Origin of the sequence: Streptomyces sp. NPDC088730 (assembly GCF_044751215.1) — a bacterium.
Lineage (GTDB): Bacteria > Actinomycetota > Actinomycetes > Streptomycetales > Streptomycetaceae > Streptomyces.
On sequence record NZ_JBIVLK010000001.1, the window covers coordinates 1092776 to 1119651 of the forward strand.

Sequence of the window (26876 nt, forward strand, 5' to 3'; positions counted from 1 at the left end):
GTAGTGCACCCGCACAGGCCCCTGGAAGTAACCGCAGGTCCGGCGCCCTCTACCCAGGCGGACGCGAGGGTTCTAGGGTGATCATCATGCGAGCAGGACCGAACAGCCGGAAGGCCGCCGCCGGGCGGCGCACCCGCATCCACGTGGTCAGTGACGTGCACGGGAACGCCGAGGCGCTGGCCCGCGCGGGCGACGGCGCCGACGCCCTCGTCTGCCTCGGCGACCTGGTGCTCTTCCTCGACTACGCCGACCACGCACGCGGCATCTTCCCGGAACTCTTCGGCGTGGAGAACGCCGACCGCATCGTCGCCCTGCGCACCGAGCGCCGTTTCGAGGAGGCCCGGGACTTCGGCCGGGAGCTGTGGGCGGGCGTGGACCGCGACGCCGCGATCGTCTCGGCGGTGCGCAAGCAGTACGCCGAGTTGTTCGCCGCGCTGCCCACCCCTACGTACGCCACCTACGGCAACGTCGACATCCCCACCCTGTGGCCCGAGTACGCCCGCCCCGGAACCACCGTCCTGGACGGCGAGCGCGTCGAGATCGGCGGCCGCGTCTTCGGGTTCGTCGGCGGCGGACTCCGGACCCCCATGCGCACCCCCTACGAGATCGGCGACGAGGAGTACGCCGCGAAGATCGAGGCGGTGGGCGAGGTCGACGTGCTCTGCACCCACATCCCGCCCGACGTTCCGGAGCTGACCTACGACACCGTGGCGCGCCGGTTCGAACGCGGCAGCCGCGCCCTGCTCGACGCCATCCGCCGCACCCGGCCCCGGTACTCGGTGTTCGGCCACGTCCACCAGCCCCTGGTCCGCCGGATGCGGATCGGCACCACCGAGTGCGTGAACGTCGGCCACTTCGCCTCGACCGGCACGCCCTGGGCGCTGGAATGGTGACCGGGCCCGGCCGGGCACCGCGGCAGGCCCTGGGCCGAGGCGCGGCGCACACGCGATAGCCTTCTGGCGGCAGGCCTCTGCCGACCGACCGGTACACCGCACTGGAGGGCCACAGCGATGGCTGAACACACCAGCTCGACGATCACGATCGAGGCGGCACCGGCCGACGTCATGGGCGTGATCGCCGACTTCGACCGCTATCCGGAATGGACCGGCGAGGTCAAGGAGGCCGAGGTGCTCGCCTCCGACGACCACGGCCGCGCCGAGAAGGTCCGCCTCGTCCTCGACGCCGGAGCGATCAAGGACGACCACACCCTCGCGTACACCTGGATCGGTGACTACGAGGTCAGCTGGACCCTGGTCAAGTCCCAGATGCTGCGCGCCATCGACGGCTCCTACGCACTGGCCCCGCTGGGCGACGGCGACCGCACCGAGGTCACCTACCGGCTGACCGTCGACGTCAAGATCCCGATGCTCGGCATGATCAAGCGCAAGGCCGAGAAGGTCATCATCGACCGCGCACTGGCCGGACTGAAGAAGCGCGTCGAGTCCGTCCCGAAGGCCTGACCCGGTGCGTACGGTCCTGGTCACCGGCCCCGGCGGCGCCGGCCGTACCACCGTCGCGGCGGCGACCGCGCTGGCCGGTTCGCGCCGGGGCGCCCGCACGCTGCTGATCTCCCCGGACGGCATACCCGGCTTCCCCCCGTCCACCGAGCCCGCACAGGTCACCGAGACCCTCTGGTCCGTACGGACCGACTCCGCGGAGCACTTCCGCGCCGAACTCCTCGCCCTCCAGGACCAGCTGTCCGGAGTGCTCGGCCTGCTCGGCGGCAACCGGCTGGACGGTGAGGAGCTCACCGAACTCCCCGGCAGCGGCCAGCTCGCCCTCCTGCAGAGCCTGCGCCGCGCCGCCCGGGGCGACTGGTCCCGCGACGGCTACGACCTCCTCGTCGTCGACCTGCCGCCGCTGCGCGAGGCCCTGGCCGTACTGGCCCTGCCCGAACAGCTCCGCCGCTACCTGCGCAGGCTGCTGCCCCAGGAACGCCAGGCCGCACGCGCCCTGCGCCCGATGCTCGCCCAGCTGGCGGGCGTGCCCATGCCCGCCCAGTGGCTGTACGAGGCCGCCGCCCGGCGCGACGCCGAACTCGCGGAGGTCCAGGCCCTCATCGAGGACCGCGCCACCACGCTCCGGCTGGTCGCGGAACCGGGCCCGGCCGCGGAGGACGCGCTGCGCACCGCCCGTACCGGACTCGCCCTCCAGGGGCTGCGCGTCGACGCCCTGGTGGCCAACCGGGTGCTGCCCCGGCACTCCTGCGACCCCTGGTTCGCGGCGCTCGCCGCGCAGCAGGAGAAGTGCCTCGACCACTGGCGCGAGGAGTGGGCCGCCGAAGCCCCGCCGCGGGAGCTGCCGCACCTGGGCCGGGACCCGCAGGACCCTCGCGACCTGACCGCTCTGACTGCCCCGGCCGGCGGGGACGCCGCGCTGGCCGTGGACGACCGGGAGGCCGGCCGGGCCGAGGACCCCTGGTGGATCGAGGAGTCCGAGGTGGCTGAGGGGCGGGACGGCGGTGACGGCACGGACAGCCCGGCCGGCCCGGACGGTCCGGCTCGGATACTGGTCTGGTGCCTGCGGCTGCCCGGAGCGGTCAAGAAGGACCTCCAGCTGGTCCGCCGCGGCAGCGAACTCCTGCTCACCGTCGGCCCGTTCCACCGCATCGTGCCCCTGGAGTCCGCGCTGCGCCGCTGTACCGTCTCCGGCGCCGCGCTCACCGACGGGGTGCTCCGGGTCCGGTTCACGCCCGACCCGGACCTCTGGCCCAGGACGGGCTGAACGGCTCGCGGCCGTTCGGGTAACGTCGTATGTACGGGTCCCGTGTGCCGGGCCGCCGGCCACCCACCTCGCAGGAGTCCGCCATGAGCGAAGCCACCGATCGTCCCGCCGACGACGACGCGTGGGCCCAGGCCTGCGCCGAGGACCTCGCCGCCGAGAAGGCCCGCCGCCGTGCCGAGTACGGTCCGCCGCCCGGCTCCGCCGCCGAGGAGCTGCGCAAGCTGGTGGACGCGGTGGCCGACAAGGTCTCCTCCCTCCAGTCACCGCTGTTCGGCGTGGCGGCCCAGGGCGCGGTCCAGCAGGTCATCCGGCAGGCGAAGTCCGCGGTCGAGCCCGTCATCGAACGCAATCCGGACGTTTTCGACCACATCGCCGCAGCCGGCGGTGAACTGCTCGCCGCCTACCGCTCGGCCGTCGAGGGCCAGGAACGCCGTTGGACCCAGGGCGCGGGGGACCCGGCGGGCACGGAAAAGAAGGCGGACGACGCCACGGACCCCCGGGACGACGGGCCGGAGGCCGGCGAACAGATCGACCTGGACTGACCGGCGCCGACAGGACGGGGCCCGGCCTCGGGTACGGTTGCCCCAGCGGGGCTCGACCGAAACTGAGGGATTCATGGGACTCACCATCGGCGTCGATATCGGCGGCACGAAGATCGCAGCTGGAGTGGTCGACGAAGAGGGCCACATCCTCTCGACCTTCAAGGTGCCGACCCCGCCGACGGCCGAAGGCATCGTGGACGCGATCGCGGCGGCGGTGTCCGGCGCGAGCGAGGGGCACCCGGTCGAGGCGGTCGGCATCGGCGCGGCAGGATATGTCGACGACAAGCGTGCCACGGTGCTGTTCGCACCGAACATCAACTGGCGGCACGAGCCGCTGAAGGACAAGGTCGAGCAGCGCGTCGGCCTCCCGGTGGTCGTCGAGAACGACGCCAACGCGGCGGCCTGGGGCGAATACCGCTTCGGCGCGGGCCAGGGCCACGACGACGTCATCTGCATCACGCTCGGCACCGGCCTCGGCGGCGGCATCATCATCGGCAACAAGCTGCGCCGCGGACGCTTCGGCGTGGCCGCCGAGTTCGGCCACATCCGGGTCGTCCCGGACGGTCTGCTCTGCGGCTGCGGCAGCCAGGGCTGCTGGGAGCAGTACGCCTCCGGGCGGGCGCTCGTCAGGTACGCGAAGCAGCGGGCCAACGCCACCCCCGAGAACGCCACGATCCTGCTGGCGCTCGGCGACGGCACGGTCGAGGGCATCGAGGGCAAGCACATCAGCGAGGCCGCCCGGCAGGGCTGCCCGGTGGCCGTCGACTCGTTCCGCGAGCTGGCCCGCTGGGCCGGAGCCGGACTGGCCGACCTCGCCTCGCTGTTCGACCCGTCCGCCTTCATCGTCGGCGGCGGCGTCTCGGACGAGGGCGAGCTCGTCCTCGACCCGATCCGCAAGTCGTTCCGGCGCTGGCTGATCGGTGGCGAGTGGCGTCCGCACGCCCAGGTCCTCGCGGCCCAACTGGGCGGCAAGGCCGGTCTGGTGGGCGCGGCGGACCTGGCCCGGCAGGGCTGATCCGAGCGGATACGGACACACCGGACGCCCGTCGTGCCCCTCTCGGGGAGCGGCGGGCGTCCGTCGTATCGTGATCGGCATGGTCATGACGTCGCTGCCAGAATCCCGTACCGAGCAGGACGGCTCGGCCGTCATCAGAGTGCTCAGCTACAACATCCGGTCGATGCGCGACGACTTCGAGGCCCTGGTCCGCGTCATCCGCGCCTGCGCACCCGATCTGGTCCTCATCCAGGAGGCGCCGCGCTTCTTCCGCTGGCGCAAGGCCGCCGCCCGGCTGGCGGCCCGCACCGACCTGGTGGTCCTCGGTGGCGGTGGCACCGCGGCCGGCCCCCTGTTGCTCTGCTCGCTGCGCGCCACGGTGGAACGCACCGAGGACATCCTGCTGCCGCTCACCCCGGGCCTGCACCGCAGGGGCTTCGCGACCGCGGTGGTCAGGATCGCCGGCGCCAGGATCGGAGTGCTGAGCTGCCATCTGAGCCTCGACCGCACGGAACGCCTCGCCCAGGCCGGGCGTCTGCTGGAGACGGTGAACGAGATGGGCGTGGAGCACGTGGTCGTCGCCGGTGACCTCAACGACGTACCGAGCGGGCGGGCCTTCCGGTTGCTCGCCGGCCGGCTCCAGGACTGCTGGGCGGTACGGCCCCGGGGCGGCGAGCACACCTTTCCGCCGCAGGACCCGCACAAGCGGCTCGACGCGGTCTTCGCGACCGGCGGCATCGAGGTGCTCGGCTGCGGGGTCCCGACGGGACTGCCCGGGATCTCCGAGGCCGACCTGCTGGCAGCGACCGACCATCTGCCGGTGCTGGCGGCGCTGAGGGTGCGAAGCGCCTGAGGTGCGGGTTGCTCCGCCGCTGCGGGGTGCGCCTGGTCCGGTGGGTGGGGGGTGGTGCCCCTCCGGGGTGTCTCCTCGGGAATGGCGTGTTCACCCGGGACCGCGAGGGACCCGGGTCGTACGCCATTCCCTGCGGGGACCCCCCTGCACGTCCCCACCCCTGCCACGTGCGCGTCTGCACACCGGCGATACGACTGCCGCAGACGCGCGACGGGCGGGTTCGGGGGCGTGCAGGGGAGTCCCCGCAGGACGACGAACACAGACCCGGGTCCCTCACGGACCCCCCGCACGTTCGTCGTCCGAGGAGACGCCCCGGAGGGACCCCGAACCCCCCCCCACCGGGCAGGCGCACCCCCGCACCCGGCGGAGCACGCCGCACCCGCAGCCCGTCCGGCGATTGAGGACGGAACCCCGCACCAAGGAAAACGGCAGCCACCCCCGCAGGGAACCCGCTCAGACCACCGCGCCGCGGCCGGGGTCGTCGCCGTCCTCGTCGTCGTGCTCCATCCGCGCCACCAGCGTCACGAAGCCGCCCAGGAAACCGCCGACGCAGACCGTCGTCAGCCACCAGGTGAGCTCCCAGCGCAGCAGCACCGCGAGCAGCAGCAGGACCGGTCCGCCGATCACCGCGAGCCAGGCGAACTTCGCCGTGACATCGGCCTCCGGCAGCGGCGGCGGCTCCGGCGGCACGAAGTGTCCCTCGCCGCTGTCGTCGTCGTCCGTGTCACCCTCGGTCGGCTCCGCCGGCTCGTAGTCGCGCGGGCCGGCGCCGACACCGGGGGCGAACACCACCGAGCTGCCCAGCGGCTTCTCCGGCGGCTTGGGCGGGCGCTTGCCGATGCCCTTGTCCGGGTCCAGGGCGGTCAGCGGGCCGTCCTCAAGGAGCGCCACGTCCTCGATGGACCGGAACGGCCTGGCACCCGGCGGGTCCGGCGGCTCGTCGCCGTACCCCGCGACGATCGCCTCCCAGACGGCGTCCTCGTCCACCGGCCGCTCCCCGTCGCCGCCCCGGTCCTTGCCCGGGGCCTCCGGGTGTGGTGCGCCCCCGTCGTCGGGGACGGCCGCTCCCTCGGCGGGGAGCGGCTCGCGCTCCTCCTCGCCGCCCGCGCGATCCGCTTCGTACTCAGCCACCGGACGTGCTCCCCTTCTTACCGACGCTCGGAGCGAGGCGGCCGATGAACGAATAGCTCTCGTCGAAGATCCGCTCCGCATCGTGGTCCAACGTCGCCACGTGGTAGCTCTGTTCCAGGAGGATCTCCTCGACGTCCCTCGAAGAGACCCGGCTCAGGATGCGGGCCGAGTCGGCGGGCGGCACCACGTGGTCCTGCGGGCTGTGCAGGAGCAGCAGCGGCTGGGTCACCTGGGGCAGCTCCGCGTCGACCAGCCGGAAGAACTTCCGCAGCGAGTGGGCCGCGTGCAGCGGCACCCGGTTGTAGCCGATCTCGTCGGAGCTCTTCAGGGCGATGTCGTTGACCAGCCCCTTCGTCGTCGGCACCAGATGGCGGACGACCGGCAGCGCGTGCGCCGCGAGACCGTGCACCTTGTTGCCCGGATTGACGAGCACCAGGCCCCGTACCGCGTCACCGTGCTTCGCCGCGAGCCGCAGCGCGAGCGCGCCGCCCATGGAGAGGCCGAAGACGAAGACCTGGGAGCACCGCTCCAGCAGTGACCGCAGCTCCCGGTCCACCTCCGCGTACCAGTCCTGCCAGCCGGTCACCTGCATGTCCTGCCACCGGGTGCCGTGCCCCGGGAGCAGCGGCAGCGAGACCGTGAGCCCGCGCTCCGCCAGGTAGCCGGCCCAGGGGCGCAGCGACTGCGGGGAACCGGTGAATCCGTGACAGAGAAGGACGCCGGCCTCTCCGCCCTCGTGGCGGAACGGCTCGGCTCCAGGAAGGACCGGCACCGGGGTCTCCTGTTCGTGAGGCTCGGAGGGGAGCGAAAGGGGGGAGTGCAGAGGATTACTTCACCGTACGCGACCGGACCGACACCGACCAGGGCCGTCACCGGGAGCGGGGGCGGAGGGATGCTCTAAGGTCTGTTCGACAGCACACAGGAGGCATCCGAGTTGATCTACGGCGCTATGAAGTTCTCCATCGGCGGGTCTCTGAAGCTCGCCTTCAGGCCGTGGGTGGAGGGCCTGGAGAACATCCCCGCGCAGGGACCGGCGATCCTCGCGAGCAACCATCTGTCGTTCTCCGACTCCTTCTTCCTGCCCGCCGTCCTGGACCGCAAGGTCACCTTCATCGCCAAGGCCGAGTACTTCACCGCGCCGGGCGTCAAGGGGAAGCTGACCGCCGCCTTCTTCAAGGGCGTCGGCCAGCTCCCGGTGGACCGCTCGGGCGCCCGGGGCGCCGGCGAGGCGGCGATCAAGGCCGGCATCGAGGTGATCGAGAGCGGCGGCCTCTTCGGTATCTACCCGGAGGGCACCCGCTCTCCCGACGGCCGCCTCTACCGGGGCAAGCCCGGCGGGCTCGCCCGGGTGGCGCTCGCGACCGGGGCGCCGGTCATCCCCGTCGCGATGATCGACACGGAGAAGATCCAGCCGCCCGGCCAGGTGATGCCCAAGCTGATGCGCCCGGGGATCAGGATCGGCAAGCCGCTCGACTTCAGCCGCTACCACGGCATGGAGGGCGACCGGTTCATCCTGCGCTCGGTCACCGACGAGGTGATGTACGAGATCATGAGGCTCTCCGGCCAGGAGTACGTGGACATCTACGCGACCGCCGCCAAGCGGCAGCTCGCGGACGAGGCGAAGCGGCAGGCGGAGGCCGCCAAGCGCGCCTCGTCCGGCCGCCGGGACGGGCAGCCGGGCACGGACGAGGACCGCGAAGGCGCCTGAGGGCGCCGGTCCGCCGGGGGTGGGGGAGAAGAAGATGGCCAAGCGGGTGCGGGTCGTGCGGATGTCGGTCGAGCAGCCGCTGTGGCGTGCGCTGACCGCGTACCGCATTCTGACGATGCTCTACGCGATCCTGCTCGCCGTCTTCGGACGCGAGAAGTACGAACGGCCCTGGGTGGCCATCGCCTATCTGACGGTCATGGCCGTCTGGACGCTCGCCACCCTGCCGAAGGTCTCCGGTGCGGTGGCCTGCACCAAGCGCTTCCTCGGTACCGACCTCGCCCTCGCTCTCGCCGGCATCCTGCTGACCCCGCTCGCGGACTTCCAGGCCCAGCACATGGACGGCCCGACCCTGCCGTCCATCTGGACCGCGGGCTCCGTGCTGGCCTTCGCGATCAAGGGCGGCTGGCGCTGGGCGGCCTTCGCCTCCACCTTCGTCGCCGTCGCCAATCTCATCGAGCGCGCCGAACCCAGCCGCGACACCCTGCACAACGTCCTGCTGGTCTGGGTCGCCTCCATCGCGATCGGTTACGTCGTCGAGGTGGCCCGCGCCAGTGAGCGCACCCTCGCCCGCGCCCTGGAGATCGAGGCCGCCACCCGGGAACGGGAACGGCTGGCCCGCGACATCCACGACAGCGTGCTCCAGGTCCTGGCGATGGTGCAGCGGAGGGGCGCGGCGATCGGCGGCGAGGCCGCAGAGCTGGGCCGGATGGCCGGGGAGCAGGAGGTCGCCCTGCGCACCCTGGTCTCCAGTGGCCTGGTGCCGCCCACCCGGGTGTCGGAGGACGCGGCCGAGGGCGCCGTGGTGCGTGCCGTCGAGACGGACGACGACGATCCCGGCGAGACCGATCTGCGCGCCCTGCTCGCCCCGCACGCCGGATCCAGGGTCAGCTTCGCGGAGCCCGGCGCCCCGGTGCTGCTCCCGCCCCCGGCGGCGACGGAGCTGGCGGCCGCGGTGAGCGCCGCCCTGGACAACGTCCGGGTGCACGCGGGGGAGGGCGCCCAGGCCTGGATCCTGGTCGAGGACTGGCCGGACGAGGTGATCGTCACGGTCCGGGACGACGGGCCGGGCATCCCGGACGGGCGGCTCGCCCAGGCCGAGGGCGAGGGGCGGCTCGGGGTGGCACTGTCGATACGCGGCAGACTGCGGGAGCTCGGCGGCACGGCGGAGCTGGTCTCGGTGCCCGGCCAGGGCACCGAGGTCGAGTTGAGGATTCCGAAGGTTTCACGGGGGAAGGCGGGTTCGGTCCGATGAACGCAGCACATGAAGCAGGTGCCCCGCAGCGGGCGATCAGGGTGATGGTGGTCGACGACCACCCGATGTGGCGCGACGCCGTCGCCCGCGACCTCGCGGAGTCCGGGTTCGACGTGGTGGCGACCGCGGGCGACGGCCCCCAGGCGGTCCGCCGGGCCGGGGCCGTCACCCCCGACGTCCTGGTCCTCGACCTCAACCTGCCCGGGATGCCGGGCGTGCAGGTCTGCAAGGAACTCGTCGGCTCGCACCCCGGGCTGCGGGTCCTGGTGCTCTCCGCGAGCGGCGAGCACGCCGATGTGCTGGAAGCGGTCAAGTCGGGCGCCACCGGCTACCTGCTCAAGTCCGCGAGCACCCAGGAGCTCACCGAGGCGGTCCGTTCCACCGCGGCCGGCGATCCGGTCTTCACCCCCGGCCTCGCCGGTCTCGTCCTCGGCGAGTACCGCAGGCTGGCCTCGGAGCCGTTCCCCGCGGCGTCCGACGAGCCGAAGGCCCCGGAGCTCACGGAGCGGGAGACCGAGGTGCTGCGGCTGGTCGCCAAGGGGCTCTCGTACAAGCAGATCGCGGAACGGCTGGTCATCTCGCACCGCACCGTCCAGAACCACGTCCAGAACACCCTGGGCAAGCTCCAGCTGCACAACCGGGTGGAGCTGGTGCGGTACGCGATCGAGCGCGGCCTCGACGACGTCTGAGATCAACAACCGGACATTGCACGGGAATTGACCGTACGACCCATCCCTCTGTGACCTGGATCACCTTAGCTTGGAGTGGAGTGAGCTCACTTCGGCGAAGGGATGCTTCCATGCGGGTCGGAGTTCTGACCGGGGGCGGCGACTGCCCAGGGCTCAACGCGGTCATCCGCGCCGTCGTCCGCAAGGGCGTGCAGGAGTACGACTACGACTTCATCGGATTCCGGGACGGCTGGCGGGGAGCGCTGGAGGGGGTGACGGTCCCGCTCTCCATCCCGGCGGTGCGCGGCATCCTGCCGCGCGGCGGCACCATCCTCGGTTCCTCGCGCACCAACCCCCTCAAGGCGGATCACGGCGTCCGCCGGATCCGGGACACCCTCGACAGGCACGAGGTCGGCGCGCTCGTCACGATCGGCGGCGAGGACACCCTCGGCGTGGCGGCGACCCTGTCCGGGGAGTACGGGATCCCCTGCGTCGGCGTGCCCAAGACCATCGACAACGACCTGTCCGCCACCGACTACACCTTCGGTTTCGACACCGCCGTCAACATCGCCACCGAGGCCATCGACCGGCTGCACACCACGGCCGAGTCCCATACGCGCGTCCTCGTCGTCGAGGTGATGGGCCGCCACGCCGGCTGGATCGCGCTCCACTCGGGACTGGCCGGCGGCGCCAACGTCATCCTGATCCCGGAACAGCGCTTCGACGTCGGCCAGGTCTGCGCCTGGGTGGTCTCCCGGTTCCGGGCGAGCTACGCGCCGATCGTGGTGGTCGCGGAGGGGGCCATGCCCGCGCAGGGCGAGCTGGTCCTCAAGGACGGCTCGCAGGACTCCTTCGGCCATGTCCGGCTCTCCGGGGTCGGTGAATGGCTGGCCAAGGAGATCGAGCGCCGCACCGGCAAGGAGGCCAGGACCACCGTCCTCGGCCACATCCAGCGCGGCGGCACCCCCAGCGCCTTCGACCGCTGGCTGGCCACCCGGTTCGGCCTGCACGCCATCGACGCCGTGCACGACGGCGACTTCGGGAAGATGGTGGCCCTGAACGGCACGGACATCGTGCGGGTGCCGATCGCGGAGGCGACCGCCCGGCTCAAGACGGTCGACCCGGCGCTCTACGCGGAGGCGGAGATCTTCTTCGGCTGAGGGCGGGGCGGCGTGCCGGGTGGCCCTGCCATATATTCGCGATGACCGACCGGCCGGACCCGTACGCACCCCCGTGCGTACGGCCCCGGCACCCCGCCCGCATCAGTAACGGGAGACGCAGTGGAGATCCTGGCCTTCGGCGTGCAGTCCGACGAGAAGCCGCTGATCGAGAAAGCCTTCGCCGGGAAGCACGAGGTCCGCTGCCTGGACGTCTTCCTGAACCGGGACACCGCGCCCATCGCCGCGGGCTACGAGATCATCTCGACCAGCGTCAACGCCGACCTGGGCAGCGCCGTCCTGCAGACCCTCGCGGCCGGCGGCACGCAGATGATCGCCCAGCGCTCCACCGGCTTCAACAACATCGACCTGGACGTCGCGGAGCGCCTCGCCATGCGGGTGGCCCGGGTCTCCTCCTACTCCCCCTACTCCGTCGCCGAGTTCGCCTGGACCCTCGCCATGGCGGTCAACCGGCGCGTCATCCGGGCCGCGAGCCGCACCCGCGACTTCGACTTCCGGCTCGACGGGCTCCTCGGCCGGGACATGCACGGCCGCACCGTCGGTGTCATCGGCACCGGCAAGATCGGTGAGGCCTTCACCCGGATCGCCCATGGCTTCGGCATGAATCTGCTCGGCTGGGACGTCGCGGAGAACCCGGCCTGCGTCGAACTCGGCATGCGGTACGTCGACAAGGAGCAGCTCCTCGCCGAGTCCGACGTGGTCAGCCTGCACGTCCCGCTGCTCCCCTCCACCCACCACATCATCGGCAAGGACGCCCTGGCCCTGATGAAGGACGACGCGATCCTGATCAACTCCAGCCGGGGCGGACTCGTCGACACCACGGCCCTGGTCGGGGAGTTGCGGGCCGGCCGGTTCCTCGGCGTCGGGCTCGACGTGTACGAGGCCGAGGCCGGGCTCTTCTTCCTCGACAAGTCGCTGAAGGGCATCGACGACGACACCCTGGCCCGGCTGGTCACCTTCCCGAACGTCATCGTCACCTCGCACCAGGCGTACTACACCGAGGACGCGGTGGGCCAGATCATCGACGCCACCGTCCGGAACGTCGACGACTACCTGGCCCGCGCCCGCAGCGAGAACGTCCTGGTCCCGGCCCCGCCCGGCCCCTGAGGCCCGACGGGGTCCGGGCGGCGCCGGTGCTCAGCCGCGCACCGGCAGTCCCGCCAGCAGCTCGGCCACGATCGCCGCGCCGCGCAGCGTCAGCACCGACTCCGGGTGGAACTGCACCGAGGCGAAGCCGTCCCCGCGCAGCGCGTGCAGCTCCCCGGTCGCCCCGTCCACGCTCGCCTCGATGCCGTGCGCCGCGAGCTCGGTGACCGAGGCCTCGTCGCAGCGCGCGGTGAAACTGTTGTAGAAGCCGACGGTCTCCGGGCGGCCGAACAGCTCGATCCGGGTCTGCGCGCCCTGGTACGGCACCGCCTTGCGGACGATGTCGAGACCCAGCTCCGCCGCGATCAGCTCATGGCCCAGGCACACCCCCAGCAGCCCGTGCCGGTGGTCCCGGACCAGCTCCGCCGCGAGCGCCCGCAGCAGCCGCATCTTCGGATCGTCCTGATCGCCCGGATTCCCCGGCCCCGGGCCCAGCACCACGGGCCCCTCGTGCGCCCGGACGGCCTCGCGCAGCCCCGGCTCGTCGTAGCGGCGCACCGACACATCGAGCCCCGAAGCGCGCAGCAGATGCCCGAGCATCGCGGTGAACGTGTCCTCGCCGTCGATCACCAGCGCATGGCCGGACAGCTCGTCGGTGCGCTCCTGCATCCGCAGCCAGAACGGCGCGAGCCCGTCCCGCCTGGCGTCCAGCGCCGCCCGAACCCGGGGGTCCGCGGCCAGCAGCGGCCGGGCCTCCTCCGTGTGCGGACGCCCCGGCCGCACCCCCAGCGCGGTCAGCACGCCGGCCGCCTTGGCGTGGGTCTCCGCCACCTCGCTCTCCGGCTCCGAGTGACGCACCAGCGTCGCCCCGACCGGCACCCGCAGCTCACCGTCGGGCGAGATGTCGGCGGTCCGGATCAGGATCGGTGAGTCCAGCGTCTGCGCTCCGTCCGGGCCCTGCCGCAGGAGGGCCAGCGCGCCCGCGTAGTAGCCGCGCCCGCCGGACTCGTACCGCTCGATGACCCGGCAGGCGTTCTGTACGGGGGAGCCGGTGACCGTCGCCGCGAACATGGTCTCCTTCAGCACCTCGCGCACGTCCAGCGAGGAGCGCCCGCGCAACTCGTACTCGGTGTGCGCGAGATGGGCCATCTCCTTGAGCCGGGGGCCGATCACGACCCCGCCCATGTCACCGACCGTGCACATCATCTTGAGCTCCTCGTCGACCACCATGGAGAGCTCTTCCGTCTCCTTGCGGTCGCCGAGGAACGTCAGCAGGTTCTCGGCGGACGGTCCTTCCGCGGGGTAGCGGTAGGTGCCGCTGATCGGATTCATCACGACCGTCCCGCCCGACATCCGCACATGCACCTCGGGGCTGGCACCCACCAGCGTCCTGGCCCCCGTGTGCACGACGAACGTCCAGTACGCGCCCCGCTCGCCCGCCAGCAGCCGCCGGAAGAGCGCCAGCGCGTCCGGCCGCCCGAAACCGGGGATCTCGCCCCGGAAGGTCCGCCGGATGACGAAGTTCGCGCCCTCGCCCCGGCCGATCTCGTCCTCGATGACCCGCCGGACGGTTCCCGCGTACTCCTCGTCCGGTACGTCGAACGCACCGTCCCTGACCCGCACCTCATGCGTGGGGAGCAGCTCCAGCGCCTCGTCGAGCGGCAGCGTGTACGTCTCGTCCGCGACCAGCACGGACAGCGGCGTCCCGTCGTCCCGCACGTCGAAGCCGCGCTCGGCGATCTGCCGGAACGGGACCAGGGCGAGCGAGGGCCGCTCACCGACCGGGAGGTCCGCCAGCCGGTCCACCTCCCGCACCTCACCGATCAGCACCTCGACGGTGTCGTGGTCATGGCCCGGGGTGCGCCTGCGGAGCAGGGCGAACGGCGGGCAGTCGTCACCGAGGAGTCGCTGGACGAGCGTGTGCGGTGCCGGGTGCGGGGTCATGTGCGGCGTCATGCCGGGTTCCTTCCAGTGGGATCAGCTGGGAGGAACGGCCCGTGAAAACGGAAAAAGGCCGCCCCTCGGGCGGCCTCTGCGTCTCTGTGTACGCGCAGTCAGTGGGCCGCCGGATGAGCGGTCCACCACCAATTACGGGTCGAGTGCGCGAACATGGCTGAACCATAACCCACGATCGGTCACGAGGAGGCCCGCTCCGCCTGTTCTAAGGGGCCGTCCCGGCATCCGGGACGGTGCTGTCCGCCTGCTGGACGTCGCTCGCCTTCACCCACCCGATGCGGTGGTTGTACCGGATCGGGTAGAAGAGGTTCGTGCCGCCCTTCACCAGGGTGCGGTCGTTACCGGCCGTGCCGGCGAACGTACCCGCGAACCAGTAGTCACCGGCCTGCGCCGGACCGGCCTGGGGGTAGGCCTGGCCGGCGGGGACGGTGTACTTCGACAGCGACTCGCCGTTCTTCTCCTGCACCGGGACGCCGGTGCCCGGGTAGGCGGCGTCCTCCGGGTAGGCGCGCCCGTACACCGGGATGGAGGTCGCGCCCGCCCTGGGCTCCAGCACCGGCCGGGCGGTCCCGGCGACGGCCTCGGTGAACTGGCCGCCCGGGTTCCGGAACCAGGCCTTCCTGCCGCCGTACCAGATGGCGGTCCAGTCGTCCTCGGCCTCCGCGACGACGTACGTGCCGCCCGCGACGACCTTGTTGCCCCAGTTCGGGGCGTCGGTGGCCTTCACGTTCGGCAGGTACGGATCGGTGATCATCGCCGACGCGGTGGAGGCCGAGGTGTAGAGGTAGCCGAAGTTCGCCGGCCGGCCGGCCACCGGGGCGCCGTCGTACGTCAGCGCCGGCTGGTTCGCCGCGGTGAACGGCGGCACCACCCTGACGACCTCGCCGGCCCGGACCGGTTCGCCCGCACCGCCGGTGCCGGCCGGGGCGCCGATCAGGGACATGTAGTGGTTCCAGTCCCAGAAGGGGCCCGGGTCCCAGTGCTGGCTCGCGACACCGGCGTCCAGGACGCCCGGCACCTCGTCGTGGCCGATGATGTGCTCACGGTCGAGCGGGACGGCGAACCGGGCGGCGAGGTACTTCACGAGCGCGGCGGACGACTCGTACTGCGGTTCGGTGTACCAGCTGCCCGACTTGATCGCGTAGCCCTCGTGCTCGATCCCGATCGAGTGCATGTTCACGGTCTTGTTGGCCGCGTGCCAGGCCTCGTCCTCGGTCCTGACGAGCTGGGTGACCAGTCCGTCCCCGGCCCGGATCAGATAGTGCGCGCTCGCGTAGGACGCCGGGTTCTGGAAGGTCGCCAGCGCACCCGCGTAACCGCCCTCCGTGTCGTGGACGACGATGTAGCGGATGTCCTCGCCGCTCGCGGGCCGGTCGGCGGCGTTGTAGTTGCCGAAGTCGTCCGGCGTGGAGCTGTTCTGCTGGTACGCGGCGGGCTTGAAGTCGCAGTTCAGGCCGGAGGGGCACTCCGGCGCGGGGGCCGCGGTGCTGCTCGCGTTCGTCGCGGCCGGCCGCGTCCAGGCGGGTTCGACCGGGGTCACCGACGGCTCCGCGGGCAGCGACAGCCGCTGGCCGTCCGCCGTCAGACGGCTCTCGCCGCTCCTGACCGACTCGAAGACCCGGCCGGCGAACAGCCTGGCGCCCTTGGTGTCCGGCGCCTGGCTGTAGCGCGCCACGGCCGGGTACCACTGTCCGGGGTCCTCGGGCAGCGAGCCGGTGGCCTCGCGCTGGTACTTCGCGAGCAGCGCCGCGCCCGCGCGGACCGACTGCGCGGAGTCCGCCCGCACCGAGCCGGCCGGCCTGCCGATGAGCTTCGCGGCCTCGTCCAGCGTGTGCAGTCCGGCCGCGCCGGTGTCCACCCGCTCCGGCAGGGTGCGCAGCGCGCGGCCCGCGTCGAAATGCCTCATCACGGCCGGGTCGCCGCTCAGGTTGAGGTGCGCGAGCCGCTCCGCGTCCGTCGGCTGCCCGATGTCGTCCTCGGTGACCCGGGTGAGACCCATCACGTTGTACGCGCCGCTGGTGCTCGGTTCGCCGTCGTGGCTCTCCCACAGCGTCTGGCGGTACGAGACCGCCATCAGCACGCTCCGCGGTACGCCGAACTCGCGCGCCGCGTCCTCGAACCGGGTCTGCAATGAGGCGGCCGCCGCCGCGGCCGGCCGGCTGCCGGTCGTCACGGTGGGCTGGGACGCCATGGCCGCGGTCGTGATCGCGGCGGTCGCCGCGACCGCCGCCCCCGCCCCGTGGAGCAGGCGCCCCCTCCTGAGATCCTTGCGATGGTTTCGCTTCAAATCTCCGCCTTTATGGTCAAATCCGGCAAATCCGAAGTCGCGACGCTAGCAGCAGCCGGCTGTGTCCCTCGTCACTGGCGCGCCACGTCGGCCGTCTCAGTCACTGAGCACCAGAAAAAGCACTCGACGTGACCCCGTAATGTGGGACCCGTGACCGTGAACGCCAATACCTCCGTCGCCGGTGGCAACACCTGGCGAGACCTTCCCGCGGCGCAGCAGCCCGAGTACCCCGACTCCGAGGCGCTGCGCGATGTACTCGCGGACCTCGCGTCGTATCCGCCGCTCGTCTTCGCGGGCGAGTGCGACCAGCTGCGCGCCCGCATGGGAGCCGTCGCCAAGGGCGAGGCGTTCCTGCTCCAGGGCGGTGACTGCGCCGAGGCCTTCGATGCCGTGTCGGCCGAGCACATCCGCGCCAAGCTGAAGACGCTGCTCCAGATGAGCGCCGTCCTCACCTACGCGGCCTCCGTGCCCGTCGTCAAGGTGGGCCGGATCGCCGGCCAGTACTCCAAGCCCCGCTCCAAGTCGACCGAGACCCGCGACGGCGTGACCCTGCCGACCTACCGCGGCGACTCGGTCAACGGCTTCGCCTTCACCGAGGCCGAGCGCGTTCCGGACCCGGACCGGCTGAAGCAGATGTACCACGCGTCCGCCTCCACGCTGAACCTCGTGCGCGCCTTCACCACCGGCGGTTACGCCGACCTGCGCCAGGTGCACGCCTGGAACCAGGACTTCGTGAAGTCGTCCCCGTCCGGCCAGCGTTACGAGGCCCTGGCGCGCGAGATCGACAACGCGCTGAACTTCATGAAGGCCTGCGGCACGGACCCGGCCGAGTTCAAGGCCGTCGAGTTCTACGCCTCGCACGAGGGGCTGCTGCTGGACTACGAGTCGGCGCTGACCCGCACCGACTCGCGCACCGGCGAGTTGTACGACACCTCGGGCCACATGGTGTGGATCGGCGAGCGCACCCGCCAGATGGACGGCGCGCACATCGAGTTCGCATCGAGGATCCGCAACCCCATCGGCATCAAGCTCGGACCGACGACCACCGTCGACGAGGCGCTCGGCTACGTCGACCGCCTCGACCCCGAGCGCGAGCCCGGCCGGCTGACCTTCATCGTCCGGATGGGCGCCGACAAGGTCCGCGACAAGCTCCCCGAGCTGGTCGAGAAGGTCACCGCCTCCGGTGCCACCGTCGCCTGGGTCACCGACCCGATGCACGGCAACACCTTCGAGGCCGCGTCCGGCCACAAGACCCGCCGCTTCGACGACGTCCTGGACGAGGTCAAGGGCTTCTTCGAGGTGCACAAGGGCCTCGGCACCCACCCGGGCGGCATCCACGTCGAGCTCACCGGTGACGACGTCACCGAGTGCGTCGGCGGCGGACACGAGATCTTCGTGGACGATCTGCACCAGCGGTACGAGACGGCCTGCGACCCGCGGCTCAACCGCAGCCAGTCGCTGGACCTCGCGTTCCTGGTGGCCGAGATGTACCGGGATCAGTAGGCATCACGACAGGTAGCACACGTGCGACTGTGGGGCACGGATCGATGTGATCCGTGCCCCACAGGGCGTTCCGGGGCTTTTACCGCCCTGGAGAGGCGGGTAAGGTTAGGTTAGCCTCACCGATTATCGGGGCGGCCGCCACGACCTCGTCCCGCCGGGAGGTGAAACCGCATGTACGTCTGCTCGTGCTTCGGCGTTACGGAGCAGCAGGTCAGGAAACATGCGGAAGCCGGAGCCTGCACGCCCCGCCAGATAGCCTCCGCCTGCAAGGCGGGTACCGACTGCGGCGGCTGCGTGCGCACCATCCAGGCGATGCTCGGCCGCGGCGCCTGTCCGCGCCGCGAGCTGCTCGACCAGAAGCAGCCGGCCGGCACCGTCGAGCGTATCGACGCGGGCACCGCACCGGCGGCCGGCTTCCCCGAAGCCGCCTGAGCCGGGTCAGCTCTCCGGCTGCTCGATCAGCTGCGCGATGTAGAGCGGCTCGCCGAGCTTCTCCACCAGTTCCAGCTGGGTGTCGAGATAGTCGATGTGGTGCTCCTCGTCGGCCAGGATCGACTCGAAGATGTTCGCGGACGTGATGTCGCCCTTGCCGCGCATCAGCTCGATGCCCCGCTTGAGGCGGTCGATCGCCTCCACCTCGACCTGGCGGTCCGCCTGGAACATCTCGGTGACCGTCTGGCCCACCCGCACGTGGAAGAGCCGCTGGTAGTTCGGCAGCCCGTCGAGGAACAGAATCCGGTCGGTCAGGATCTCGGCGTGCTTCATCTCGTCGAACGACTCGGAGCGGGTGTACTTCGCGAGCTTCGTCCAGCCGAAGTTGTCCTGCATCTTCGCGTGCAGGAAATACTGATTGATGGCAGTCAATTCGGCGGTCAGCTGCTCGTTCAGGAACTCAAGGACCTCGGGGTCGCCCTGCATCGCAGAGGCTCCTTCCAACCGGTGAACTGGGCAAGTTGGCCGCATCTTCGCATCGCACCCGGTGGCCGTCCAGTAAGTACATGCTTAGTAAGGCATGCCCGAATCGTCTCTGTGCTGGTCATGACCACCCCTGCCTGTCTGTCACCATGGAGTCATGGGTCAGCCGGAAAGCCGGGAAAACCGCGCAGCAGAGCAGTCCGAGCTTCCGCCGGGGCAGCGACTTCAGCGCGGCTGGCCGGTCACCCATTACGGACCGGTGCCGAAGTTCAAACCCGACCGCTGGGAATTCCGCGTTTTCGGGGCCACCGCCGATGGCGACAAGCACTGCTGGAACCATCAGGAATTCTCGGAACTGCCGTTCTCCTCGGTCGTCGCGGATCTGCACTGCGTGACGAAATTCAGCATGCTCGGCGCCGAGTGGGGCGGGGTGCTCGTCCGCGATGTCGTCGCACTCGCACCGCCCGCGCCCCGTGTCACCCATGTGATGGTCTGGGCCGAATACGGATTCAGCTCGAACCTCAGGATCGACGACTTCACGGCGGAGCGGTCCCTGTTCGCCACCCACAAGGACGGCGAGCTGCTCACCGCGGAGCACGGCTTCCCGCTCCGGCTCGTGGTTCCGCAGCTCTACGCCTGGAAGGGCCCCAAGTGGGTCCGGGGCATCGAGTACATGACCGCCGACCGCCGCGGCTTCTGGGAGGAGCGCGGCTACCACAACGTCGGCGATCCGTGGAAGGAACAGCGCTACTCCTACCAGGAGGAGCCGGGGGACGGCCCCGAGCTCTGACCTCCCCGGGCCGCCTCAGTGGTGGTACTGGTGCACCACGGCGTGCCCCTTCCCGCGTCCGATCATCCACTTGTTGACCGGTGTGGTGACGACGAAGGCGACGGCCAGCGAGAGCGCGAGCGTCCCCCAGAACAGCGCGTCCGCGAGTGTCGCGTCCATCGCGCCGGGCCACAGCGCGATCAGCCCGTTGTCGATCAGCTCCATCACCGCGATGGAGAGCGTGTCGGCGGCGAGGGCGACGCGGAACGCCGTACGGAGGCCGACACCGGCCTTCCGGACGGAGCGCAGCGTCAGTGTGTAGCCGAAGAAGAACGCCAGCGCGATCGCGAGGACCATCGTCGCCGCGTTGCCCCAGCCGAACGCCGTGCCGATCACCATGCCGAGCACCTCACCGATGGCGCAGCCGGTGAGGCAGTGCAGGGTGGCCTGCGCCGCCATCCGCCACCCGACGGCGCCGGGGCGGCGGCCGGAGTGGCCCATGTGATCCGCGTGCTCCGTGCGGCCTGCGTGTGCCGTGTGTGCTGCGTCTTCTGCGTGCTCCTGCATGTCGAGCTCCCGATGCCGGATGGCGGTTTCCTGTCGACTACAGGAACCATATACCCCCCAGGGGTATTCCTCATCCGTGGGCGGCTCGGTCAGCTCCGGTCGCGCAGCTCCTTCAGCCGGGCCACGTCCGCCGCGTGGCCCTCCTTGCCGCCCGGGGTCTCGATGATCAGCGGCACGCCCTCGGTGGCCGGGTGGGAGAACAGCTCCCGGAACGGCTCCTCACCGATGTGACCGGCGCCGATGTTCTCGTGCCGGTCCTTGTGGGCTCCGGCCACGTCCTTGGAGTCATTGGCGTGGATCAGCTTCAGCCGGCCCGCGCCCACCGTCTCCACCAGCAGGTCCAGCGTCTCCTTCATCCCGCCGGGACCGGCCAGATCGTGTCCCGCCGCGAAGATGTGGCAGGTGTCGAGGCAGACGCCGAGCTTCGGATGGGCGTCGAGCGCTTCGAAGTACGGGCCGAAGTCCCAGGTCCGCGAGCAGAGCGAGAAGCCCTGACCCGCGGTGGACTCCAGCAGCAGGAACGGGTCGTCGTCGTGCGTCAGCTCGTCCAGCAGCGGCCGCAGGTGGGTGCGTACCTGGGCCAGCGCCTCCTCGCGCGGCCTGCCGTTGGTCGCGGAGCCGGTGTGCACCACGACGCCCAGAGCGCCGATCTCGCGGGCGCGGCGCAGCGAGTGGCGCAGCGAGTCCACGGACTTCTCGACGGTCGCCGCGGTGTGCGAGCCGAAGTTGATCAGGTACGGGGCGTGGACGTACGCGGGCATGGACGCGGCGGCGCACTCGGCCCGGAACCGCTCGTCCTGCGCCGGGTTTCCCGCGGGGGCCGCCCAGCCGCGCGGATTGGCGACGAAGACCTGGACGGCCTCCGCGCCCATCTCCCGGGCGTAGGGCAGGCCGACCTTGGCGAGGCCGCCGGCCACCGGGACGTGACCGCCGACAGGGTTGCGCATACGGATCTAGAGCCCCTTGGTCTTGATGGTGATGGTGCTGCCCTCGGGCGCCTGATCGCCGCCCTCGACGGACTGGCTCGCTATCGTGTCGCTGAAGGAGAGGAACGGGGTGTCGACCTTGACCTCGAAGCCCGCGTCCTCCAGCTCGCTCCGGGCGTCGTCCTTGTCCTTGCCGGTGACGTCCGGCACGTCGATCATCCGCGGACCCTTGGAGACCTTCAGTGTGACGGTGTCGCCCTCCGCGGCCTCCCGGCCCTCGGCCGGTGACTGCTCGGCGACGTCGCCCGCGTCCTCGGAGCTGTTCACCCGGCCCGGCAGCACCTTGGCCTTCAGCCCCTCCTCGTCCAGTGCGTCGGTGGCGTCCTCGACGGAGAGGCCGGTGACGTCGGGGACGTCGACCGGGCTGCCCTTGGAGACCACGAGCGCGACCGCGGTGTCCGGGTGGCGCTCGGCGCCCGCCTCGGGGTCCGTGCGCACCACCTCACCGGCCGCCGCGTCCTCGCTGAACTCCTTGGTGGTCATGCCGGGCACCAGGCCCGCCTTCGTCAGCCGCCGCTTGGCCTCGGCCAGCGCGACACCCCCGACATCGGGCACCTTCACGATCTCGGGCCCCCGCGACACGACGAGCTTCACCGAGCCGTTGCCCCGGATGCGGGCGGCCGACTTCGGGTCGCTGTCGATCACCTTGCCGCGTTCGACGGTGTCGCTGTAGGCGCGCTCGACGCCCTTCAGCTCCAAGCCGGCGTCCGACAGCCGCTCCTTGGCCGCCTTCTCGCTCTGGCCGAGCACCCGGGGGACGTGGGTGAACTGTCCGGAGTTGATGTACCAGACGCCGCCGCCGATCCCCAGGACCAGCAGCACCGCGACGACCGCGGCGACGACGCCGCGCCGAGGCCCGCCGAGGAACCCGGCCCGGCGGGCGGGCCGCTCCGGCGGCAGCGGCGGGGGCATCTCCAGCCGGCTGGTGTGGTGGGCGGTGCCCTGACCGGGCGGCAGCACCCGCGGGATGACGCTCGTGCGGTCCTCCGCGGCGTCGCGCACCTCCGCCAGGGCCTGCGGCGGTACGGCGTCCAGCTGGGCTTCGGAGAGGCCGGCGCGGGCCTCGCGGGACTCGGCGAGCAGCGCCACCGCGTCGAACGGGCGCACCTCGGGGTCACGCGCGGTGGCGCTCGCGACCAGCCTGTCCAGCTCGGGGGGCAGCCCGGGGACGAGGGCGGAGGGGGCCGGGACGTCCTCGTTGAGATGCTGGTAGATGACCTGGGCCGGGGACTCCCCGGTGTGCGGCTTGGCGCCGGTGAGCATCTCGTACAGCACCACACCGCAGGCGTACACATCGGCGCGGGTGTCCGCGGTGCCGTGCTCGATCTGCTCGGGGGCGAGATAGGAGACGGTGCCCAGGACCGACCCGGTGGTGTCGGTCACCGTACCCACGGCCCGTACCAGGCCGAAGTCCGCGACCTTGACCCGGCCGTCGTCGCCGATGAGCACGTTCTCCGGCTTCATGTCCCGGTGCACGAACCCGGCCCGGTGCGCGGCGCCGAGCGCGGCGAGCACCGGCTCCAGGATGTCCAGCGCGGCCCGGGGCTGCAGCGCGCCGCGCTCGCGCAGCACATCGCGCAGCGTGCAGCCCGCGACGTACTCCATCGCCAGGTAGACGTACTGCTGCTGGGCCCCCTGGTCGAAGACCCCGACCACATTGGGGTGCGCGAGCCCCGCCACCGACTTGGCCTCGCGGATGAAGCGCTCGACGAACGAGGCGTCGGTCGCGAGCGCCGGGTGCATCACCTTGAGGGCGAGCACCCGGTCGAGGCGGGTGTCCATGGCCCGGTAGACCGTGGCCATGCCGCCCACGGCGATGCGGGCATCGACGCGGTAGCGGCCGTCGAGCAGCTGCCCGACGAGAGGGTCCTGGAGGGTCGTATCCACGCAGCGAGTCTACGAGCCGCCACGGACACCACCGACTGGCCGGGGCGATCCCGGAGCCGTACTGCAGCCGAGCCGTGACAGGGACACGCGATCCGGTGCCGCGGGGTCCCGTGTCAGAACGCCGGGCGCTCCGGATCCAGCGCCGCACGCCCCGCCACCGGCGACGACGCCTCGGCGAAGTGCCGGCGCGGGATCCGGCCCGCCCGGTGGGCCAGCCGCCCGCCCTCCACCGCGTGCCGCATCGCGGCGGCCATCAGCTCGGGCTGCTGGGCGCGGGTCACCGCGGAGGCGAGCATCACGGCCGCGCACCCCAGCTCCATGGCGAACGCCGCGTCGGAGGCCGTCCCGGCGCCCGCGTCCAGGATCACCGGGACCCTGGCCCGCTCGGTGATCAGCTGGAAGTTGTGCGGGTTGCGGATGCCCAGGCCCGAACCGATGGGGGAGCCGAGCGGCATGACCGCCGCGCACCCCACGTCCTCCAGCTTCCGGGCCAGCACCGGGTCGTCGTTGGTGTAGGGCAGCACGGTGAACCCGTCGTCCACCAGGATCTCCGCGGCGTCCAGCAGCTCGACCGGGTCGGGCAGCAGGGTGCGCTCGTCGGCCACGACCTCCAGCTTGACCCAGTCGGTGCCGAGCGCCTCGCGGGCCAGCCGGGCGGTGAGCACGGCCTCGCCCGCCGTGAAGCAGCCCGCCGTGTTCGGCAGCACCCGGACGCCGAGCTTCTCCAGTACGGAGAGCACGGAGCCCCGCACGGTCGGGTCGAGACGGCGCATCGCGACCGTGGTCAGCTCGGTGCCGGAGGCGGTCAGCGCGCGCTCCAGCACATCGAGGCTGGGCGCCCCGCCCGTCCCCATGATCAGCCGGGAGCCGAAGACGGTGTCCCCGAGGGTGAAGAGGTCGTCGGACACGGTCAGCCTCCCTGGACCGCGGTGAGGACCTCGACCCGGTCGCCGTCCGCGAGCGCCGCGCCGGACCACTGACCGCGCGGCACCACGGTCTCGTTCAGCGCGGCCGCGACCCCGGAGGGCGCTTCGGTCAGGGTCGCGACGAGGGCGTCCAGGGTGGTGCCCGCGGCGACGGTGAGGGCCTCGCCGTTCACGGACACGGAGAGGAGGGGCGCGGAGGCGGGAGTGGGCGCGGTCATGCGGGCTGCTCCTGTCGTACGGGGGCGGCGGCCGGGAAGCGGCCGGGGGAGAAGGGGCGGGCCACCTCCGGCAGCTCGCCGTCGGCCAGCAGCCGCGCCATGGCGTCACCGGTGACCGGGGTGAGGAGCACTCCGTTCCGGTGGTGGCCGGTGGCGAGGTGGAGGCCGGGCAGCGCGGTGCGGCCGAGCAGCGGGGCGTTGTCGGGGGAGGCGGGGCGCAGGCCGGCCCGGGTCTCGGTGAGCGGCAGCTCGGTGATGCCGGGCACCAGCTCGTGGGCGTCGCGCAGCAGCTCGTAGACCCCGCCCGCCGTGACGGTGGTGTCCCAGCCCATCTCCTCGCTGGTGGCGCCGACCACCAGCTCGCCGTTCTCGCGCGGCACCAGGTAGAGGTGGCTGCCCCGGACCACGGCCCGCACGGTGCGGCTGAGGAAGGGGGCGTACGCGGTGGGTACGGTCAGCCGCAGCACCTGGCCCTTGACCGGGCGGACGGGCGGCCGGACGTGCTCCGGCACCCCCGAGAGCCGGCCGCTGAGGCTGCCGGCGGCGAGCACGACCTGGTCGGCCGACAGCTCCGTACCGTCGTCCAGTACCGCCCCGGTGGCCCGGTCCCGCACCACGGTGAGCCGCTCGGCCCGCTGCCGGTGGAAGACGACCCCGGCCCGCTCGCACGCCGTCAGCAGCGCGGCGGACAGCCGGCGCGGGTCGACCTGGTGGTCGCCGTCGACCCGCAGCCCGCCGCGTACGCCCGGCGCGAGCATCGGCTCCAGGCGCCGGCACTCCCGGCCGGTGAGCCACTGCGACTCCAGCCCGCAGCGGCGCTGCAGCTCGTGCAGCTCCCGCAGGTGGGCGCGGTCGTCGGTGTCCAGCGCGACGGCCAGGGTGCCGCAGGCGCGGAAGCCGATGTCCTGACCGCTCGCCGCCTCCAGTTCGGCCGCGAACGCCGGATAGCGCGCGGCGGAGGCGACGTTGAGACCCAGCAGCATCTCCTCGCCGTAGTGCAGTTCGGTGACGGCGGCCAGCATGCCGGCCGCGACCCGGGCGGCCCCGCCGCCCGGATCGGGATCGACGACCGCGACGGCCAGACCGCGCTGCGCGGCCCGCCAGGCGGTGACCAGGCCGATGACGCCGCCCCCGATGACGAGGACCTCGCACCCGCTCGTGCGGTGGACAGGCATGGGCATCCAGCCCCTCCCTTCGCCGGCATGACCCGGATCAGGTTCGTACGGTCGGAGGCCGCCCAGCCTCCCTCTCAGCCCGGTACGTCCGGGCTCCCGCGAGTCTTTTACGTGGGCCACCCTAGACCCAGGCCCCGCGGACGGGTAAAGCAGGAGGCCGGCGGTGCGAGGACGGTGAGGAACACCTTTCCTGACGCACCGTCAGTTGATTAAGGTGGTCGGGTGAACGAGCAGCAGCGGGCAGAGCGGCCGGAGCGGCAGTCGGAGCGGGCCGGGCGGCGGGTGGTCGTCGTCGGCGCGGGGATGGCGGGTGTGCAGACGGCGGTGGCCCTGCGGGAACAGGGCTTCACCGGCGCGCTCACCCTCATCGGTGCCGAACCCCACCAGCCCTACGACCGTCCACCGCTGTCCAAGGCCGTGCTGCTCGGCAAGGCCGAGGAATCCGCCTTCGATATCGACTTCGAGACACTCGGCATCGAGTTGCGGCTGGGCCGTGAGGTCACGGGCCTGCGCGCCGCCGACCATGAACTGGACACCTCGAAGGGGCCCGTCCCCTACGACGTCCTGGTCATCGCCACCGGAGCCGAACCCGTCGTGCTGCCGGGCTCCGAGGGGGTGGCGGGGGTCCATCTGCTGCGCACCCTGGACGACGCGGCGCGGCTGCGGCCCGTCCTGGACGCACGGCACACCGTCGTGGTCGTCGGCGCGGGCTGGATCGGCGCCGAGTTCGCCACCGCGGCCCGCTCGGCGGGCTGCGAGGTCACCGTCGTCGAGGCCGCGGAACGCCCCCTCGCGGGCGCCCTGCCCGCCGAGGTCGCCGCCCCGATGGCCGCCTGGTACGCGGAGAGCGGCGCCACCCTGCTGACCGGGGCGCGGGTGGCCGGGGTGGAACCCGGCCGGGTGCTCCTGGCGGACGGCCGCGTCCTGCCGGCCGACGCCGTGGTCGTCGGGATCGGCGCGCACCCCGCCACCGGCTGGCTGGCCGGCTCCGGCGTCGCGCTCGGGCCCGACGGCTCTGTGACCGCCGACGCGGCGCTGCGCACCTCGCTGCCCGACGTGTACGCCGTGGGCGACTGCGCCTCCTTCCCCTCCGCGCGCTACGGGGCGCGGCTGCTGGTCCACCACTGGGACAACGCCCTCCAGGGGCCGCGTACCGCGGCCGCCCACATCATCGGGGCGTCGCCGGACGGGGCGGAGCCGCCCGCCTATGACCCCGTGCCCTATTTCTGGTCCGAGCAGTTCGGCAGGTTCGTGCAGTACGCGGGCCACCACGAGGGCGCGGACACCCTGCTGTGGCGCGGCGATCCGGACGGCCCCGCCTGGTCGGTGTGCTGGCTGCGGGACGGCGTGCTGGCCGCGGTGCTCTCCGTCGGCCGGCCGCGCGACCTGATCCAGGGGCGCAAGCTCATCGAGGCGGGCACGCCGCTCGATCCGGAGCTGGCCGGCGACGCCTCGGTGCCGCTGAAGTCGGCCGTACGCCCCTAGGGTCTGTCCGGCGGGGTGCGCCGGGCCCTGAAGGGCGGAGTCCGGGTGTCGGCTGTCAGTCCGGGA

General features: G+C 72.0%; 27 protein-coding genes and 1 riboswitch. Of the genes, 15 read left to right on the plus strand and 12 right to left on the minus strand.

Annotated features, from left to right (window positions below):
* The first annotated feature begins 86 nt into the window (after positions 1 to 86).
* The 6 genes from ACIP89_RS04885 (at position 87) to ACIP89_RS04910 (ending at position 5113) form a co-directional block, all read left to right on the plus strand.
* Positions 87 to 893, plus strand: a complete 807-nt coding sequence (locus tag ACIP89_RS04885; protein ID WP_401922816.1) for a metallophosphoesterase — start codon at positions 87 to 89, stop codon at positions 891 to 893.
* A 117-nt stretch (positions 894 to 1010) separates the two neighbouring features.
* The gene (locus ACIP89_RS04890) at positions 1011 to 1460 is read left to right on the plus strand and encodes an SRPBCC family protein (RefSeq protein WP_311306157.1); all 450 of its coding nucleotides are present in this window, start codon (positions 1011 to 1013) and stop codon (positions 1458 to 1460) included.
* A gap of 4 nt (positions 1461 to 1464) precedes the next feature.
* Positions 1465 to 2724, plus strand: a complete 1260-nt coding sequence (locus ACIP89_RS04895) for an ArsA family ATPase (protein WP_401925429.1) — start codon at positions 1465 to 1467, stop codon at positions 2722 to 2724.
* A gap of 83 nt (positions 2725 to 2807) precedes the next feature.
* A complete protein-coding gene (locus ACIP89_RS04900) occupies positions 2808 to 3266 on the plus strand; it encodes a DUF5304 domain-containing protein (RefSeq protein ID WP_401922821.1) in 459 nt (152 codons plus the stop codon).
* Between the two features lie 73 nt (positions 3267 to 3339).
* Positions 3340 to 4281, plus strand: a complete 942-nt coding sequence (locus tag ACIP89_RS04905) for an ROK family glucokinase (RefSeq protein WP_073735568.1) — start codon at positions 3340 to 3342, stop codon at positions 4279 to 4281.
* 79 nt (positions 4282 to 4360) lie between these two features.
* Positions 4361 to 5113, plus strand: a complete 753-nt coding sequence (locus ACIP89_RS04910) for an endonuclease/exonuclease/phosphatase family protein (RefSeq protein ID WP_401922824.1) — start codon at positions 4361 to 4363, stop codon at positions 5111 to 5113.
* 453 nt (positions 5114 to 5566) lie between these two features.
* Here the strand turns inward: ACIP89_RS04910 and ACIP89_RS04915 are convergent, their stop codons facing one another.
* The gene (locus tag ACIP89_RS04915) at positions 5567 to 6244 is read right to left on the minus strand and encodes a hypothetical protein (protein WP_402113025.1); all 678 of its coding nucleotides are present in this window, start codon (positions 6242 to 6244) and stop codon (positions 5567 to 5569) included.
* A complete protein-coding gene (locus tag ACIP89_RS04920; RefSeq protein ID WP_401922829.1) occupies positions 6237 to 7016 on the minus strand; it encodes an alpha/beta hydrolase in 780 nt (259 codons plus the stop codon). Before ACIP89_RS04920 ends, ACIP89_RS04915 begins: the two co-directional genes overlap by 8 nt.
* Before the next feature lie 162 nt (positions 7017 to 7178).
* Here ACIP89_RS04920 and ACIP89_RS04925 point away from each other — a divergent pair, with 162 nt between their 5' ends.
* The 5 genes from ACIP89_RS04925 (at position 7179) to ACIP89_RS04945 (ending at position 12157) form a co-directional block, all read left to right on the plus strand.
* Positions 7179 to 7952, plus strand: coding sequence for a lysophospholipid acyltransferase family protein (locus ACIP89_RS04925; protein ID WP_401922831.1), 774 nt, complete (start codon positions 7179 to 7181; stop codon positions 7950 to 7952).
* Between the two features lie 34 nt (positions 7953 to 7986).
* Complete coding sequence (gene macS / locus ACIP89_RS04930) at positions 7987 to 9204, plus strand: MacS family sensor histidine kinase (protein WP_401922834.1); 1218 nt, start codon at positions 7987 to 7989, stop codon at positions 9202 to 9204.
* The gene (locus ACIP89_RS04935; RefSeq protein WP_401922836.1) at positions 9201 to 9893 is read left to right on the plus strand and encodes a response regulator; all 693 of its coding nucleotides are present in this window, start codon (positions 9201 to 9203) and stop codon (positions 9891 to 9893) included. The genes macS and ACIP89_RS04935 overlap by 4 nt, the downstream gene beginning before the upstream one ends.
* 110 nt (positions 9894 to 10003) lie before the next feature.
* Positions 10004 to 11032 carry a 6-phosphofructokinase gene (locus ACIP89_RS04940; RefSeq protein ID WP_402113028.1) on the plus strand — a complete coding sequence of 343 codons (1029 nt, stop codon included), beginning with the start codon at positions 10004 to 10006 and terminating at the stop codon, positions 11030 to 11032.
* A gap of 120 nt (positions 11033 to 11152) precedes the next feature.
* Positions 11153 to 12157 (plus strand): 2-hydroxyacid dehydrogenase, encoded by a 1005-nt coding sequence (locus tag ACIP89_RS04945; RefSeq protein WP_401922841.1) that lies wholly within the window; start codon positions 11153 to 11155, stop codon positions 12155 to 12157.
* A 30-nt stretch (positions 12158 to 12187) separates the two neighbouring features.
* Here ACIP89_RS04945 and ACIP89_RS04950 read toward each other — a convergent pair whose 3' ends face one another.
* From ACIP89_RS04950 to ACIP89_RS04960, 3 genes are all read right to left on the minus strand, one after another.
* Positions 12188 to 14092, minus strand: a complete 1905-nt coding sequence (locus ACIP89_RS04950) for an anthranilate synthase family protein (RefSeq protein ID WP_401922843.1) — start codon at positions 14090 to 14092, stop codon at positions 12188 to 12190.
* A 98-nt stretch (positions 14093 to 14190) separates the two neighbouring features.
* Positions 14191 to 14247: a trp operon leader peptide gene (locus ACIP89_RS04955; protein ID WP_073735655.1), complete on the minus strand. Its 57-nt coding sequence runs from the start codon at positions 14245 to 14247 to the stop codon at positions 14191 to 14193.
* A 50-nt stretch (positions 14248 to 14297) separates the two neighbouring features.
* The gene (locus tag ACIP89_RS04960) at positions 14298 to 16379 is read right to left on the minus strand and encodes an N-acetylmuramoyl-L-alanine amidase (protein WP_402113030.1); all 2082 of its coding nucleotides are present in this window, start codon (positions 16377 to 16379) and stop codon (positions 14298 to 14300) included.
* 156 nt (positions 16380 to 16535) lie between these two features.
* Here ACIP89_RS04960 and ACIP89_RS04965 point away from each other — a divergent pair, with 156 nt between their 5' ends.
* Together ACIP89_RS04965 and ACIP89_RS04970 are read left to right on the plus strand one after the other, a co-directional pair.
* Entirely contained in the window at positions 16536 to 17882 is a 1347-nt protein-coding gene (locus ACIP89_RS04965) for a class II 3-deoxy-7-phosphoheptulonate synthase (protein ID WP_401923702.1), read from the plus strand.
* A 171-nt stretch (positions 17883 to 18053) separates the two neighbouring features.
* Complete coding sequence (locus tag ACIP89_RS04970) at positions 18054 to 18314, plus strand: bacterioferritin-associated ferredoxin (protein ID WP_401922847.1); 261 nt, start codon at positions 18054 to 18056, stop codon at positions 18312 to 18314.
* Between the two features lie 6 nt (positions 18315 to 18320).
* Here the strand turns inward: ACIP89_RS04970 and bfr are convergent, their stop codons facing one another.
* A complete protein-coding gene (gene bfr, locus ACIP89_RS04975; RefSeq protein WP_123470058.1) occupies positions 18321 to 18800 on the minus strand; it encodes a bacterioferritin in 480 nt (159 codons plus the stop codon).
* 154 nt (positions 18801 to 18954) lie between these two features.
* Between bfr and ACIP89_RS04980 the strand changes: the two genes are divergently transcribed.
* Positions 18955 to 19587 carry a sulfite oxidase-like oxidoreductase gene (locus ACIP89_RS04980; protein ID WP_401922850.1) on the plus strand — a complete coding sequence of 211 codons (633 nt, stop codon included), beginning with the start codon at positions 18955 to 18957 and terminating at the stop codon, positions 19585 to 19587.
* 15 nt (positions 19588 to 19602) lie between these two features.
* Here the strand turns inward: ACIP89_RS04980 and ACIP89_RS04985 are convergent, their stop codons facing one another.
* From ACIP89_RS04985 to thiO, 6 genes are all read right to left on the minus strand, one after another.
* Positions 19603 to 20067, minus strand: a complete 465-nt coding sequence (locus tag ACIP89_RS04985; protein WP_402113032.1) for a DUF4396 domain-containing protein — start codon at positions 20065 to 20067, stop codon at positions 19603 to 19605.
* 155 nt (positions 20068 to 20222) lie between these two features.
* Positions 20223 to 21080 (minus strand): deoxyribonuclease IV, encoded by an 858-nt coding sequence (locus ACIP89_RS04990; protein ID WP_401922855.1) that lies wholly within the window; start codon positions 21078 to 21080, stop codon positions 20223 to 20225.
* A gap of 6 nt (positions 21081 to 21086) precedes the next feature.
* Positions 21087 to 23006: a Stk1 family PASTA domain-containing Ser/Thr kinase gene (gene pknB, locus ACIP89_RS04995; protein WP_401922858.1), complete on the minus strand. Its 1920-nt coding sequence runs from the start codon at positions 23004 to 23006 to the stop codon at positions 21087 to 21089.
* A gap of 113 nt (positions 23007 to 23119) precedes the next feature.
* Complete coding sequence (locus tag ACIP89_RS05000; RefSeq protein WP_402113036.1) at positions 23120 to 23914, minus strand: thiazole synthase; 795 nt, start codon at positions 23912 to 23914, stop codon at positions 23120 to 23122.
* A gap of 2 nt (positions 23915 to 23916) precedes the next feature.
* Positions 23917 to 24150: a sulfur carrier protein ThiS gene (gene thiS, locus ACIP89_RS05005; RefSeq protein ID WP_401922862.1), complete on the minus strand. Its 234-nt coding sequence runs from the start codon at positions 24148 to 24150 to the stop codon at positions 23917 to 23919.
* Positions 24147 to 25325: a glycine oxidase ThiO gene (gene thiO, locus ACIP89_RS05010; RefSeq protein ID WP_401923705.1), complete on the minus strand. Its 1179-nt coding sequence runs from the start codon at positions 25323 to 25325 to the stop codon at positions 24147 to 24149. The genes thiS and thiO overlap by 4 nt, the downstream gene beginning before the upstream one ends.
* Positions 25323 to 25435: riboswitch (TPP riboswitch) on the minus strand. (Overlaps the previous gene by 3 nt.)
* A gap of 193 nt (positions 25436 to 25628) precedes the next feature.
* On the opposite strand from thiO, the gene ACIP89_RS05015 reads away from it, so the two are divergent.
* Positions 25629 to 26810 carry an NAD(P)/FAD-dependent oxidoreductase gene (locus ACIP89_RS05015; RefSeq protein ID WP_401923707.1) on the plus strand — a complete coding sequence of 394 codons (1182 nt, stop codon included), beginning with the start codon at positions 25629 to 25631 and terminating at the stop codon, positions 26808 to 26810.
* The last annotated feature ends 66 nt before the right edge of the window (positions 26811 to 26876 follow it).